The following is a 14,392-nucleotide window of genomic DNA, read 5'->3' as shown; positions in this document are numbered from 1 at the left end:
CATGACCGCCACCACGCACGCCACGACCTTCGGCACGGCGCCCGAGCGTCGCGTCGACCTGCTGCGGTTCGCCACGGCCGGCTCCGTCGACGACGGCAAGTCGACCCTCATCGGCCGGCTGCTGTTCGACTCCAAGACGATCTTCGAGGACCAGCTGGAGTCCGTCGAGCAGGTCTCCAAGGACCGCGGCAACGACTACACCGACCTCGCGCTCCTCACCGACGGCCTGCGCGCCGAGCGCGAGCAGGGCATCACGATCGACGTCGCCTACCGCTACTTCGCGACGCCGAAGCGCAAGTTCATCATCGCGGACACCCCCGGCCACATCCAGTACACCCGCAACATGGTGACCGGGGCCTCGACGGCCGACGTCGCACTCATCCTCGTCGACGCGCGCAAGGGCGTGCTCGAGCAGAGCCGGCGGCACACGTTCCTGGCCACGCTGCTGGGCGTGCCGCACGTCGTCGTCTGCGTCAACAAGATGGACCTCGTCGACTACTCGGAGGACGTCTTCGAGCGCATCCGGGCCGAGTTCACCGAGTTCGCCGCCCGCCTGCGGGTGCCGGACCTGACGTTCATCCCCATCTCCGCGCTGGTCGGCGACAACGTCGTCAACCGCAGCGAGAACATGCCGTGGTTCGACGGGTCGCCGCTGCTGAGCCACCTCGAGCGGCTCCACGTCGCCTCGGACCGCAACCTCATCGACGTGCGCTTCCCGGTCCAGTACGTCATCCGCCCCCAGTCGCACGACGCGCGCGACTACCGCGGGTACGCCGGCACCGTCGCGTCCGGCGTCATGAAGCCGGGCGACAAGGTGCTCGCGCTGCCGTCGGGCCTCGAGACGACCATCGCGTCGATCGAGACGGCGGACGGTCCGGTCGCGGAGGCGTTCCCGCCCATGTCCGTGACCGTGCGCCTCACCGACGAGATCGACATCTCGCGCGGCGACATGATCTGCCGGCCCAACAACACGCCCGCGGCACTGCAGGACCTCGACGCCCAGGTCTGCTGGATGGACGAGTCGGCGCCGCTGGTGCAGGGCAAGAAGTACGCCATCAAGCACACGACCCGCTGGGCCCGCGCGATGGTCAAGGAGATCAACTACCGCGTCGACGTCAACACGCTGCACCGCGACGAGGACGCCACGGAGATCCGGCTCAACGAGATCGGCCGCATCCGGCTGCGCGTGACCCAGCCGCTGTTCGTCGACCCGTACCGGCAGAACCGCCAGACCGGCGCGTTCATCCTCGTCGACGAGTCCACGAACAAGACCGTCGCCGCCGGCATGGTCGGCGGTCTGCCGCACAGCGTCTGAGCGGCGTCCGATCGGCCCGGAGCCGCCGCGCTCGTCCCGGGCGCGGCGGCTCCGATACCCTGGCAGGCATGCTCGACCCGGTGCCCGCGGCGTGAGCGCGCCCGCGGCCGCGCTCGAGCGCCGCGCCGACGCGACACCCGGGGGCTCCCCGCCCGGCCGGGCGCCGTCCGCACCCCGCGCCGACATCCAGGGGCTCCGGGCGCTCGCGGTCGCCGCCGTCCTCGCGTACCACGTGTGGCCCTCCGCCGTTCCCGGCGGGTACGTCGGCGTCGACGTCTTCTTCGTCCTGTCCGGGTTCCTCATCACCTCGCACCTCGTGCGGCGTCCGCTCCGCACGGCCGGCGACCTCCTCGAGTTCTGGGCGCGCCGCGTGCGGCGGCTCGTGCCCGCCGCGTCGCTCGTCCTGCTCGTCACGCTCGTCGCGGCGGTGGTCTGGCTGCCGGCGACCGTGCGCGCCGACGTCGGGCGGGAGGCGCTCGCCGCCGTGCTCTACGTCGAGAACTGGGCCCTGGCGCGCTCGGCGACCGACTACCTCGCCGCCGACGAGCTCCACACGCCCGTGCAGCACTACTGGTCGCTCTCGGTCGAGGAGCAGTTCTACCTCGTGTGGCCCGTCGCGCTCGCCGTGGCCGGCTGGCTGCTCGTCCGCGGGTCGCGCGCGCTGCGGCGCCGGGCGCCCGCCGACCGCGAGCGCGCCCGCGACGCCGCCGTGGCCGCGCTCGTGGTCGCCGCGCTCGTGGTGGCCACGTCGCTCGCGTGGTCGGTGCACCTCACCGCGACCGACCCGGCGGCCGCCTACTTCGTGAGCACGACGCGCGCCTGGGAGCTCGGCCTCGGGGGCCTCCTGGCGGCGATCGTCGCCCTGCGACCCGTGCGGCCGGGCCCCGCCGGGCGTGCCGTGCTCGCGTGGACCGGCCTGCTGCTCGTCGGCGTCGCGGTCGCGACGTTCGACGCGCGGACGCCGTTCCCCGGCTGGACCGCGCTCGTGCCGACGGTCGGGACCGCGCTCGTCGTGGCCGCGGCGGCCGACGGCGTCGCGGCGGGACCCGGCTCCGTCCTGGGACGTCGGGCCGTGCGCTGGCTGGGCGACGTCTCGTACTCGGTGTACCTCTGGCACTGGCCGGTCGTCGTGGTGGCTCCGTTCGTCCTCGGGCGGCCGCCGGGCCTGGCCGAGCAGCTCGCGGCCGTGGCTCTCACGCTCGTCCTGGCCGCGCTCACGAAGCGGTTCGTCGAGGACCCGGTCCGCCGCGACCGCCGCCTGGCGCGGCGCAAGGTCTCGACGTTCGGGCTGCTCGCCCTCGCCACGCTCGTGGTCGGGGCGGCCGCGCTCGTCGTCGTCGACCGCGCGACGGCCGCGGAGCACGAGGCCGCCGACGTCGTCGCCCACCGGCTCGCGGCGGCCGGGCCCTGCGCCGGCGCGGGCGCCGTGCGCGACCCGTCGTGCACGGTGGGCAGCCTGCTCACGCCGCCCGAGTTCGCCGCCGAGGACAAGCCCGCGCCGTATGCCGACGGGTGCTGGAACAACGCGCCCTTCACGACCCGGCACACGTGCACGTACTCCGGCACCGACCGGTCGGAGCAGCCGTCGGCGCGCGTGGCGCTCGTCGGGAACTCCCACGCCGGCCACTGGCTGCCGGCGCTCGAGGACGTGGTCGCCGAGGACGGCTGGCAGCTCACGACGTACCTGCAGTCGGTGTGCTACCCCGTCGACCGGCCCCTCGCGTTCGACGACGCCGAGGAGACCGAGGGCTGCCTGGGGACCAACCGCTGGGCCGTGCGGTCGGTCGTCGAGGGCGGGTACGACCTCGTCGTCATGTCGGCCCGGACGAACCAGTCGCTCGCCGGGGTCGCGCAGCGCGACCAGGCGGCCGCGGCCCAGGAGGCCTACGCCGAGACGCTCGAGGCGTTCACGGCCGCCGGCATCCCGGTCCTCGTGCTGCGCGACACCCCGGCCATGCCGGGCGACGTGCCCGACTGCGTGGCCTCCCGCCCGGACGACGTCGCGGCGTGCGGCGCGCCGCGCAGCACGGCGCTCGAGCCCGACCCGCTCGCAGCCGCGGCGTCGGACGACGACACCGGGCTCGTGCGGCTCGTCGAGGTCACGGACCTCATGTGCGACGCGCGGCGGTGCCACGCCGTCGTCGGCGGCGTCGTCGCCTACTTCGACCACGGCCACCTGACCGCGACCTTCGCGCGCACGCTCGCGCCCGAGGTCGCGGCGGGCGCGCGGGCCGCGCTCGCCGGCGCCGGCTGAGCGCTCGGGGCGCTCAGCGCCCGGCCGCGTAGCCCTGCGCGCCGCGCGAGTTCGCGGCCGCGCCGAGGACGCCGGTCGCCGGGTCGCGCGTGACGGCGGACAGGCGGCCGAGCGCCCAGTCGCCCGCGCGGGTCAGCACGTGGCCGCGGGACTCGAGCCCGGCGAGCACCTCGGCGCCGAGGCGGTCCTCGACGACCGCGCCGCCCGGCGTCCACGTCCGCGGCCAGAACGAGCCGACGGCCGACGTCGTGTGCAGCGTCGGAGCGTCGACCGCCTGCTGCGGCGTGTACCCGCCCACGAGTACGCGCAGCAGGAACGGCAGCTGCCACTGGTCCTGCTGGTCGCCGCCGGGCGTGCCGCACGCCAGCACGGGGGCGCCGTCGCGCAGGACGAGCGTCGGCGAGAGCGTCGTGCGCGGGCGCCGGCCCGGCTGAAGGCGCGACGGCGAGGACTCGTCGAGCCACGTCATCTGCAGCCGTGTGCCGAGGCAGAAGCCCAGGCCGGGCACGGTCGGGGAGGACTGGAGCCAGCCGCCCGAGGGTGTCGCGCTGATCATGTTGCCCCAGCGGTCGACGACGTCGAGGTGGCACGTGTCGCCGCGCGTGCGGCCGCCCGCCTGGAGCGTGGGCTCGCCCGTGCCCGAGGCGTCCGCGGCCGGCGGCACCTCGGCGTGCGCCGGGGGGAGCGGGGGAGCGGGGCGTCCCGGCACGAGGCCGGGGCGCAGCTCGTGCGACGCGCGCTCGGTGACGAGCGTCCGGCGCTCGGCGGCGTACGCCTCGGAGAGCAGGTGGTCGAGCGGCACGTCGTCGTCGCCGTACCAGACGTCGCGGTCGGCGAGCGCGAGCTTGAGCGCCTCGAGCACCGTGTGGGCGCCGAGCTCGGTCGAGGGGTCGAGGCGCGCGTCGTCGAACCCGTCGAGGAGGCGCAGCGCCTGGAGCAGCACCGGGCCCTGTCCCCACGCCGCGGTCTTGGCGACCGTGTACCCCCGGAAGTCGACGGTCGTCGCGTCCTCGTACGAGGCGGTGCACGTCGCGACGTCGGCCGCGGTGAGCACGCCGGCGTGGTCGCGGCCGTCGGAGTGGCGGTGCGGGGTCGCGACGAGCTCCTCGGCCGCGGGCCCGACGACGTCGCGCCAGGCGGCACGGGCGGCGTCGATCGTCCCGGTGCGGCCCGAGCCCGCGGCCGCCGCGTCGTCGGCCGCGCCGGCGAGCGCCTCGAGGACGGCGGCGTACTCGGGGTTCGTCACGATCTCGCCCGGGCGGGGGACGCGGCCGTCGGGCGTCCACCGCGCGGCCGACGTCGGCCAGTGCTCCGCGAACAGACCCGCGACCCGCTCGACCGTCCGCGACACGGCCGCGAGGAGGGGGTGGCCGTCGCGCGCGTACCCGATCGCGAAGCCCAGGACGTCGCGCAGCGGCCAGGTGCCGTGGTCGCGCAGGAGCAGCAGCCAGGCGTCGACCGCGGCGGGGACGGCGGCGGCGAGCGCCCCGGAGCCCGGGACGAGGTCGAGGCCCTCGGTGTCGCGGTAGTGCGCGATCGTGGCGCCCGCCGGTGCGGGGCCTTGGCCGACGAGCACGCGCGGGCGGCCGGGGTCGTCCGCCGTGGCGAGCACGCCCGTCATGTCGCCGCCGGGCCCGTTGAGGTGAGGCTCGACGACGTGCAGCACGAACGCGGCGGCGGCCGCCGCGTCGAACGCGTTGCCGCCGCGCTCGAGCACGGCCTGCGCGCTCGCTGTGGCGAGCCAGTGCGTCGTGGCGGCCATGCCGAACGTGCCCGCGAGGTCGGGGCGCGTCGTGGCCCCGGGCGGCGGGGTGAAGGCGGGGTGGGGCACGGGGTTGCCTCTCGGTGGTCTCGGTCGGTGGTCGGGGTCGGTCGCCCTACTCGGCCTCGGTGGTGTGGCCCAGCGCCGCGACCGCGAGCGTGATGGCGGCGCTCACCGCGACGCCCCACGCGACGTGCGCCTGCAGGAGCAGCGCGCCGACGCACGCCCCCGCGCCGATGAGCCCGATCGCGAGGATCCGCCGGGGCGCGTGGGCCCCCGTGCCGCCCCCGAGGCGCGCGTCGGCCGCGAGGCTCGTGATGGTCGAGGTGACGACGACGGTCGTGACGTCCTTGACCGCCAGATGGCGCGCCGTCGCGGCCTGGAGTCCCATCGCGAACGCGAGCAGGACCGTCACGACGAGCTGGACCGCGTGCGGCATGTCGTCGTCGAACGCCACGAGGAGGACGGCGAGCGCGGCCATGACGGCGCCGACGACGACGAACAGCGACGTCGTGCGCGGCGTCCACCCCACTCGTACCGGGCGGAGCACGACGCCCCCGAGCGCCGCGCCGGCCATGAACGTGCCGAACGCGAGCAGGGGGCCCGTCACGGGCAGGTCGTCGGCCCCGGCGAGCGCCATGCCGAGGATCACGACGTTGCCCGTCATGTTGCCCGTGAACACGCGGTCGAGGCCGAGGTAGCCCACGGCGTCGGCGGTCCCGGTCGAGAACGTGAGGGCCAGCATGAGGCCCAGGTGGAGACGGTCGCGGTCCGCGGTGAGGGCTCGAAGCACGACGTCACGGTACACAAGCGCCGAGGTACCGGGTCCCCCGGCGAGGTACCGGGGGAGAGCCGGTGCCTCACCGGGAGTCGGCACCTCGGCGGGCGGAGCGGGGAGCCGTCGGCTCAGATGCCCAGGTCCTCCAGGAGGTCCTGGTTGTCCTCGAGCCACGCGTCGACCGCGGCCTCCGGGTCGTCCGCGTACTGCGGGTCGTTGAACATCGTGTTCTCGAGCGAGAAGAGCTGCTCGTCGGTCAGCGTGAAGCCGGCGAGCCACTCGGTGAGCTGCGGGTAGCGCTCCTCGAAGTCCGCGGCGCCCCAGATGTGGATCTCCTCGGCGTCACCGAGCGCCCCCTGCGGGTCCTCGAGGTCGCGGATGGGGAACTCGTCGTAGGCCCAGTGCGGGCGCCACAGGGTCACGGCGATGTTCTCGCCGGCGTCGGTCGCGCCCTTGAGCTCGGCGAGCATCGCGGGCGTCGAGGAGATCGCGTACTCCATGCCCTCGAGCCCGTACGTCGGGACGACCTCGTCCTGCGTGATCTGGGTCAGGCCGGCGCCCGCCTCGATGCCGACGAGCTTGTTGCCGTACTCGTCCGCCATCGCGGCGAGGTCCTCGAGGGACTGCGCGGGCGAGTCCTCGTTGACCGCGATGGTGAGCTTCGCGTCGTCGTACCAGACGCCGAGGTCGGTCACCTGCGAGCCGTACTTCTCCTCGTAGGAGGCGTGCGTGTACGGCAGCCAGACGTCGAACGTCACGTCGAAGTCGCCGCCGGCCAGGCCGGTGTAGACGACGCCGACGTCCGCGGTCTCGGTCTCGACCGTGTAGCCCTGCTCCTCGAGGATGCGCTTCCACAGGTGGGAGACGGCGATGCCCTCGTCCCAGCCGGAGGGGATGCCGATCGAGATCTCGGTCTCGTCGCCGCCGGCGGCGGAGTCGCCGCCCGCGCCCTGCGGCTCCTCGGAGGCGCAGGCGGTGAGGGTCAGGCCGAGCGCGACGGCTGCGGCCGTCGCGGCCGTGCGGGTGCGGGCCGTGCGGGTGAAGCGTGCGGTGGTCATGTTTCCTTCCGTGGACGGGCGTGCCCGTCCGGGTCGGGGGTCCCCGGGTCCGGGGACGGTCAGGCGGCGGCCCGCGCGAGGGCACGGGCCACGGGAGCGCGGTTCGCGAGGCCCGAGGTGACCCGGTCGAGGTAGATCGCGAGGATCACCACGGCCAGGCCGGCCTCGACGCCGAGCGACACGTCGACGCGCTGGAGGGCGGCGACCACCTCGTTGCCCAGGCCGCCCGCGCCGACCATGCCGGCGATGACGACCATGGACAGCGAGAGCATGATCACCTGGTTGACGCCGGCCATGAGGGTCGGCGCGGCGAGGGGCAGCTGGATCTGGCGCAGGATGCGGCCGGGGGTCGCGCCGAACGCGTGGCCGGCCTCGACGACCTCGGAGTCGACCTGCCGGATGCCCAGCTCGGTGAACCGGACGCCCGGGGCCATCGCGAAGATGACCGTCGCGACGATCCCCGGCACGGGGCCGGTGAGGAAGATGACGACCGTCGGGATGAGGTAGACGAACGCGGGCATGGTCTGCATGAAGTCCAGGACGGGCTTCACGACCGTCGAGACCCGGTCCGCGCGCGCGGCCCAGATGCCGAGCGGGATCGCGACGGCGAGCGCGATGAGGGAGGCGACGAGCACGAGCGCGAGCGTGTCCATCGCGTTGCCCCACTGGTCCGTGCCGAGGATCAGCGCGAACCCGAGGAGCGAGCCGACGGCGAGCCGCCAGCCCTTCGCCGCGTACGCGACCGAGGCCAGGACGAGCGCGACGACCCAGTCGGGCGGCGTCGTGAGCGCGAGGTCCAGCAGGTCGTAGACGCCCACGAGCGCGTCCTTGACCAGGCGGAAGAACGCCCGGAACGTGACCGTGAACCAGTCGACGACGTCGGCGACGGCGTCGCCGAGCGGGATGCGGGGCACGAGGGTGTCGGGGTTCACGAGGGCACCTCCTGCTCGGCCGCGCCGCTCGACGGGTGCGCCATCGCGGTGACGACGTCGTCGGCGCTCAGCACGCCGACCGTGCTGCCGTCGCCGTCGGTGACGCGCAGCGGGCCGTCCGCGTCCGCGAGCGGAACGAGCACGTCGGCCAGCGTGGCGTCGTGGTCGACGGCGGGCGCGTCGTCGGCCAGGTCGGCCTCGGCCTGCGGGAGCTCGTCGATCGCGACCATCGCGGACGACGCCGTGAGCACGCGCGAGCGGTCGACGTCGGCGACGAACTGCGCGACGTACTCGCTCGCCGGCCGCTCGAGGATCTCGGCGGCCGTGCCCACCTGCTCGATCCGCCCGTCGCGCATGATGGCGATGCGGTCGCCCAGGTGCATGGCCTCGTTGAGGTCGTGGGTGATGAAGACGATCGTCTTGCCGAGCGAGCGCTGCAGCTCGAGGAGCTGGTCCTGCATCTCGCTGCGGATGAGCGGGTCGAGCGCGCTGAACGCCTCGTCCATGAGCAGGACGTCGGTGTCGGCGGCGAGCGCGCGGGCCAGGCCGACGCGCTGGCGCATGCCGCCCGAGAGCTCGGAGGGCAGCGAGTCCTCCCAGCCGCCCAGGCCGACGAGGTCGAGCGCCGTCCGGGCACGCTCGCGGCGCTCGGCCTTGCCGACGCCCTGGATCTCCAGGGGGTAGGCCGCGTTGTCGAGCACGGTGCGGTGCGGCAGCAGCGCGAAGTGCTGGAAGACCATGGACACCCGGCTGCGGCGCAGCGCGCGCAGGCGCCGGGCGTCGACGGCGGCGAGGTCGGCGTCGCCGAGCAGCACGTGGCCCGCGGTGGGTGCCCACAGGCCGTTGAGCATGCGGATCAGCGTCGACTTGCCGGACCCGGACAGGCCCATGACGACGAAGATCTCGCCGTGCGCGACGTCGAAGCTCGCGTCGACGACCGCGGCGGTGCCGAGGTCCTTGACCTCGTCACGGGAGGCGCCGGCCTCGAGACGGCGGACGGCCTCGGCGGGTCGTGGTCCGAAGACCTTGTAGACGCCGCGGACCGAGACCGCCGGGGCGGGCACCGGTGCGGGGGTTGATGCGGACGGACCGGGCGCCGCGGGTGCGGGCGCGCCGGTCGTCGGGGCGGTGTGTGCTGCCGGCATGAGGGCAGTGATCGCCACCTTCCGTCACGTTCGGGTGCGCCCCCGGCGGGCGGGCGGGGTGCCGGCGTCGTCTCGCAACGGTCACGAGCACGTCGCCCGTTGGTCGGGTGAGCGCAATGGGCCTTGGGCACCATGCCGCGTCCGGGTGGGGATTTCCAGCCCGGATCGGGAGTTTTGGCGGTGATGCGGGCGGCCGACCCTTGGTCGATCGTTGAGATCCCGCGGCTCGCGGGACATTCCAGATCGTTACCAGAGCGTGACGTTGAATTGACGTGACGATCCTGGTATCCGCGCGCGTGCGCGCGCTCAGGTGAGCAGTCCGGCCCGACGGCGCGTGGTGCGGTTCGCGTGCACCGTCCAGCGCGGCACCCAGCGCCCCAGGGCGGCCGCGGCCGCCGGACCCAGGACGGCGGCGGCCCACACGCCGAGCGCGAGCGACCCCAGCGCGGCGCCCGCCGAGATCACGAGCGGTCCGGCGGCGGTGCCCGAGTCCTGCAGCACGCGCCACAGCCCGAGGAACCGCGCGCGTCCGTGCGCCGGGGAGACGTCGGAGCCCAGGGTCATGAGGATCCCCGAGCTCATGCCGTTGCCGAGGCCCAGCAGCGCGGCCGCCCCGGCGAGGCTCGCGGCCGACTGCGTCAGGGGCAGAAGTGCGAGCGCGATCCCCATGACGAGCATGGCCGGCACGCCGACCCACAGCCGGCCCATGCGGTCCATGACCTTGCCCGCCGGGTAGAACAGCAGCATGTCGACGCCGCCCGCGACGCCGAAGATCAGCGACGTCACGGCCGGGTCGAGCCCGAGGTGCTCGCCCCACAGCGGGATGACGGTCTGCCGCGCCCCGCGGACGGCCGCGACGAGGAGCACCGCGGTGCCGAGCGTCGCGAGCAGCCTGCGGTGCTCGCGCAGGACGCCGCGCAGGGTCGGCCGCTGTGGGTGTGTTTTCTGGGGTCCGGAATCGGGACGACCCGGATGAACCGGGCCAGAGATCATGCCCACAGCGGGCTGACGGCGAGCGGTGGGATCCTCGCGCACGACGACGAGCACCGCCGTCGCCACGACGGCCGCCGCCGCGCCGAGCAGGTAGACGCCGCGGACGTCGCCCCCGTGGATGACCAGCGCGCCGACGAACGGCCCCACGAACTGCCCGATGCGGTGCACGCCGCCGAGCGTCGACAGCACGCGGGCACGGCGCAGCGGCGGCGTGATCTCGGTGAGGTACGAGTGCCGCGCGAGGTTGAAGACCGCCGACGCGGCGCCGAGCGCGAGCACCGCCGCGGCGAACGTGAGGAGGTGCGGCGCGAACGCCGCCGTGGCGAACGCGACCGCCGCGACTCCGCCCGCGCCGAGCATCGCGCGGCGGTCGCCGAACCGGTCGGCGAGCGCGCCGGCGGGCAGGTCGGTGAGGATCTGGCCCACGGGGAGCAGCGCCGCGACGACGCCCGCCACCGCGAGGCTCGCGCCGAGCCCCGTGGCCGTCGGCGCGACGACCGGCAGCATCGCGCCGACCCCGACGTCGAACACGAAGGTCGGGACGAACGCGCCCAGCACGACGGTGCGCAGCGGGAACAGGGGTGCGTCGGCAGGCATCGGTCCCATCATCGCGCGCCCGACCCCGCTGCCGCGACGGCTCGGCGGGTCCGCGCCCCGGCTCGTGCCGGCGTGCGGCGTCAGGCGCTGCTCGTGGCGGCCCGGCGCTGCGGGACCCGCTCGCCGGCGGTCGGCGTCATCGCGCGCACGACGGCGTGGCGCAGGCGCCGCGACCAGCGCTCCTCGACGAAGCGGTAGATCGCCCAGGAGAGCGCCCCGGTCACGGCGACCGCGGCCGCCAGGGTGACCCACGGGCCGACGCCGCGCGACGCGAGCGCCTCGATCGTCGCGTAGCCGAACTCGCTGTGCACGAGGTAGACGGGGTAGGTGAGCAGGCCGCCCGCGGTGCAGAGCGCCACCGTGACTCGGCCACGCGCCTCGACGCGCGGGCTCGAGGCGACCCAGACCGCGACGACGCACAGGAGCATGAGCGCGAGCGCCACGACGGGGTTCACCGGCACGCCCTGGAGGGTCGTGGCGTGCCCCGTGGCCACGATCACCAGGTGGCAGCAGAGGGCGAGGTTGCCGCCGAGCACCGCCAGCACCGCGCCGTTGCCGCGCACGCCGTCGCGCCGCAGCAGGAACAGCAGCATGCCGACGGCGAAGTACGGGGCGTAGCGGGCGACGAGGACCTCGCCGAGCTCGTACTGCCCCGCCGCCCGCGCGAGCATCCCCGCGAGCGGCCAGAGGGTCGCGAGCCCGAGGACCTTGAGGCGGGTCATTGGCCCGAAGGCAAGGAGGACCGCGACGAGCAGGTAGAACTTCAGCTCGGCCAGCAGCGTCCAGAACACGACCTGGGAGCTCTGGACGCCGAACAGCTCCTGCACCATCGTGAGGTTGAGCAGCGTCTCGCCGAACGTCAGCTGCCGGCCGCCGGACCAGACGGCGTGCAGCAGCGCGGTGATGACGATGCACGCCCAGTAGGCGGGGAAGAGGCGCCCCACGCGCGAGCCCGTGAAGTGCGCGAGCGACCTGCCCTGGGCGGTCATGAGGATGAAGAACCCGCTGATGACGAAGAACAGCTCGACCGCGAGCCAGCCGTACCGCGTCACGTGGTTGAGCACGGGGAAGAGGTCGGCACCGGGCGTGCCGCCCCAGTAGCGCGTCACGGTCGACGTCGCGGTGAAGTGGTAGAGCATCACCGCGGCGGCGGCCAGGAAGCGCAGGCCGTCCACCGCCAGGAGGCGCTGTGCGGGCCGTGCCGGCGGGGTCTGGGTCAGGGGCGTCGTCTCTGCCATCACCCTCGACCCTAGGTCACGATTTGATAACGACGCCAGCCGGGCTCGCCGATGAACGTTGTTCGAGGCTACAGAAACCGCGGTCTGCTCGCACGCCCTGTCGCCGGGCCGCGGGCCCGATACCCTGGAGGACGGGCACGCCGAGGCGTGCCGCGCGCAGACGGGAGCCCCCAGCGCACCGACATGACCCTGACACCCCGGAGGAGAACCATGTCCGCCACCACGGAGGCGCCCGAGCAGACCCAGCCGAGCCCGGGCTTCGACGAGGTCCCCGGCCGCTACAAGGTGCGCTCGCTCGCGCTGGCCGAGGCAGGCCGCCACCAGATCCGTCTCGCCGAGCACGAGATGCCCGGCCTCATGGCGCTGCGCGAGGAGTACGGCGAGGCGCAGCCGCTCGCCGGCGCCCGCATCGCGGGCTCGCTGCACATGACGGTCCAGACGGCGGTGCTCATCGAGACGCTCGTCGCGCTCGGCGCGCAGGTCCGCTGGGCGAGCTGCAACATCTTCAGCACGCAGGACGAGGCCGCGGCCGCCGTCGTCGTCGGCCCGCACGGGACGCCCGAGGACCCCCGCGGCGTGCCGGTGTTCGCCTGGAAGGGCGAGACGCTCGAGGAGTACTGGGACTGCACCGAGCAGATCCTCGTGTGGCCGGGCGAGGAGTCCGAGACGCGCGGCCCCAACCTCATCCTCGACGACGGCGGCGACGCGACCATGCTGGTCCACCTCGGCCTGCAGTACGAGCGTGCCGGCGTCGTGCCCCCGGACACGCTGCCGGGCGAGCCGGACCACACGCACGAGATGAACGTCGTGCGCGGGGTGCTGCGCCGCGCGCTCGAGGCCGACCCGCTGCGCTGGACGACGATCGCGCAGGGCATCGGCGGCGTCACCGAGGAGACGACGACGGGCGTGCACCGCCTGTACCACCTCGCCGAGTCGGGCGAGCTGCTGTTCCCGGCGATCAACGTCAACGACTCGGTCACCAAGTCGAAGTTCGACAACAAGTACGGCATCCGCCACTCGCTGCCCGACGGCATCAACCGCGCCACGGACATCCTCATCGGCGGCAAGGTCGCCTTCGTCGCGGGCTACGGCGACGTCGGCAAGGGCGCCGCCGAGGCGTTCCGCGGCCAGGGCGCGCGCGTCATCGTGTCCGAGGTCGACCCGATCTGCGCGCTGCAGGCCGCGATGGACGGCTTCCAGGTCGCGCGGATCGAGGACGTGCTCGGCGAGGCCGACTTCTTCATCACCACGACCGGCAACAAGGACGTCATCCGCGTCGAGCACATGGTCGCGATGAAGGACAAGGCCGTCGTGGGCAACATCGGCCACTTCGACAACGAGATCGACATGGCCGGCCTCGCGGCCGTGCCGGGCGTCGTCAAGACCGAGATCAAGCCGCAGGTCCACGAGTGGACGTTCCCGGCCGGCGTCGGGCCCGACGGCGTCGAGCGGTCCGAGCGGTCGATCATCGTGCTGTCCGAGGGGCGCCTGCTCAACCTCGGCAACGCGACCGGCCACCCGTCGTTCGTCATGTCGAACTCGTTCTCGAACCAGGTCATCGGCCAGCTCGAGCTGTTCGAGGACATGAAGCGGCCCGAGGGCGAGCGCCGGTACGAGCGGCAGGTCTACCGCCTGCCCAAGGTGCTCGACGAGAAGGTCGCGCGCCTGCACCTCGACGCGCTCGGCGTGCGCCTCACCGAGCTCAGCCCGGAGCAGGCCGCCTACATCGGCGTGCCGGTCGAGGGCCCGTTCAAGCCGGACCACTACCGGTACTGACGCACCCTCCTGAGAGTTGTCAGGCCCAGGCCCCGGTATACCCGGGCCTGGGCCTGACAAGTTCTCGAGGAGGTGGAGGTCAGCAGTTCGCCTCGGTGTACTGCTGGATCTCGTCCCTCGCGTCGGTGAACGTCCGGTCGCTCAGGGACTCGATCGCCTGCGACGCCTCGGACACGGCGTCGGCGTCCAAGGGATTCTCGACCGCCCGGTCCACGGCGTCGCCGAGCTCGGCGAGCCGGGTGCGGACGGTCTCGACGGAGTCGGCCACCTCGGCCGGCGGGTCGACGTTCTCGAGCGTGGTGGTCAGCTCCTCGAGGCTCGTGCGCGCCTCGTCGAGCTGCATGATGTCGAAGTCCTGGAGCTGCGAGCTGAGCTCCTCGAACTGGGCGGTCGCCTCGCACAGGGTCGCGGTCCCGGGCGGGCTGGACGCCTCCGGGGACTTCTGCGCCCCGGAGGGGCCGTCGGAGCCCGAGCACGCCGTCAGGGCGAGCGCCAGCGCGGCGGCGGTGGCGAAGGTGGTCGTACGGGTGAGGTGGTGTCGCAC

At 74.0% G+C, this 14,392-nt stretch carries 11 protein-coding genes; 3 read left to right on the top strand and 8 right to left on the bottom strand.

The genetic code is table 11. The features are described from left to right. The first annotated feature begins 1 nt into the window (after window position 1). Entirely contained in the window at window positions 2-1,315 is a 1,314-nt protein-coding gene (cysN, locus tag ISOVA_RS11950; protein WP_013839483.1) for a sulfate adenylyltransferase subunit CysN, read from the top strand. Between the two features lie 91 nt (window positions 1,316-1,406). Then, window positions 1,407-3,569: an acyltransferase family protein gene (locus ISOVA_RS11945; RefSeq protein ID WP_013839482.1), complete on the top strand. Its 2,163-nt coding sequence runs from the start codon at window positions 1,407-1,409 to the stop codon at window positions 3,567-3,569. Between the two features lie 13 nt (window positions 3,570-3,582). Here ISOVA_RS11945 and ISOVA_RS11940 read toward each other — a convergent pair whose 3' ends face one another. The 7 genes from ISOVA_RS11940 to ISOVA_RS11910 all read right to left on the bottom strand — a co-directional run bounded on the left by ISOVA_RS11940 (window position 3,583) and on the right by ISOVA_RS11910 (window position 12,072). Continuing rightward, window positions 3,583-5,331 (bottom strand): gamma-glutamyltransferase family protein, encoded by a 1,749-nt coding sequence (locus tag ISOVA_RS11940; RefSeq protein ID WP_049788467.1) that lies wholly within the window; start codon window positions 5,329-5,331, stop codon window positions 3,583-3,585. 115 nt (window positions 5,332-5,446) lie between these two features. Further along, a complete protein-coding gene (locus ISOVA_RS11935; RefSeq protein WP_013839480.1) occupies window positions 5,447-6,124 on the bottom strand; it encodes a YoaK family protein in 678 nt (225 codons plus the stop codon). A gap of 113 nt (window positions 6,125-6,237) precedes the next feature. Continuing rightward, a complete protein-coding gene (locus ISOVA_RS11930) occupies window positions 6,238-7,167 on the bottom strand; it encodes a glycine betaine ABC transporter substrate-binding protein (RefSeq protein ID WP_013839479.1) in 930 nt (309 codons plus the stop codon). Between the two features lie 59 nt (window positions 7,168-7,226). Then, window positions 7,227-8,099, bottom strand: a complete 873-nt coding sequence (locus ISOVA_RS11925) for an ABC transporter permease (RefSeq protein WP_013839478.1) — start codon at window positions 8,097-8,099, stop codon at window positions 7,227-7,229. Further along, window positions 8,096-9,163 (bottom strand): quaternary amine ABC transporter ATP-binding protein, encoded by a 1,068-nt coding sequence (locus tag ISOVA_RS11920; RefSeq protein ID WP_013839477.1) that lies wholly within the window; start codon window positions 9,161-9,163, stop codon window positions 8,096-8,098. Before ISOVA_RS11920 ends, ISOVA_RS11925 begins: the two co-directional genes overlap by 4 nt. Window positions 9,164-9,550: 387 nt before the next feature. Further along, entirely contained in the window at window positions 9,551-10,834 is a 1,284-nt protein-coding gene (locus ISOVA_RS11915; RefSeq protein WP_041295428.1) for an MFS transporter, read from the bottom strand. Between the two features lie 80 nt (window positions 10,835-10,914). Further along, window positions 10,915-12,072: an acyltransferase family protein gene (locus ISOVA_RS11910; RefSeq protein WP_013839475.1), complete on the bottom strand. Its 1,158-nt coding sequence runs from the start codon at window positions 12,070-12,072 to the stop codon at window positions 10,915-10,917. 210 nt (window positions 12,073-12,282) lie between these two features. Here ISOVA_RS11910 and ahcY point away from each other — a divergent pair, with 210 nt between their 5' ends. After that, window positions 12,283-13,848, top strand: coding sequence for an adenosylhomocysteinase (ahcY, locus tag ISOVA_RS11905; RefSeq protein WP_013839474.1), 1,566 nt, complete (start codon window positions 12,283-12,285; stop codon window positions 13,846-13,848). Window positions 13,849-13,927: 79 nt separating this feature from the next. On the opposite strand, the gene ISOVA_RS11900 is transcribed toward ahcY, so the two are convergent. After that, window positions 13,928-14,392 carry a hypothetical protein gene (locus tag ISOVA_RS11900; protein WP_013839473.1) on the bottom strand — a complete coding sequence of 155 codons (465 nt, stop codon included), beginning with the start codon at window positions 14,390-14,392 and terminating at the stop codon, window positions 13,928-13,930.

Source organism: Isoptericola variabilis 225, from assembly GCF_000215105.1.
Lineage (GTDB): Bacteria > Actinomycetota > Actinomycetes > Actinomycetales > Cellulomonadaceae > Isoptericola > Isoptericola variabilis_A.
This window is presented reverse-complemented; position numbering and strand designations above follow the sequence as displayed.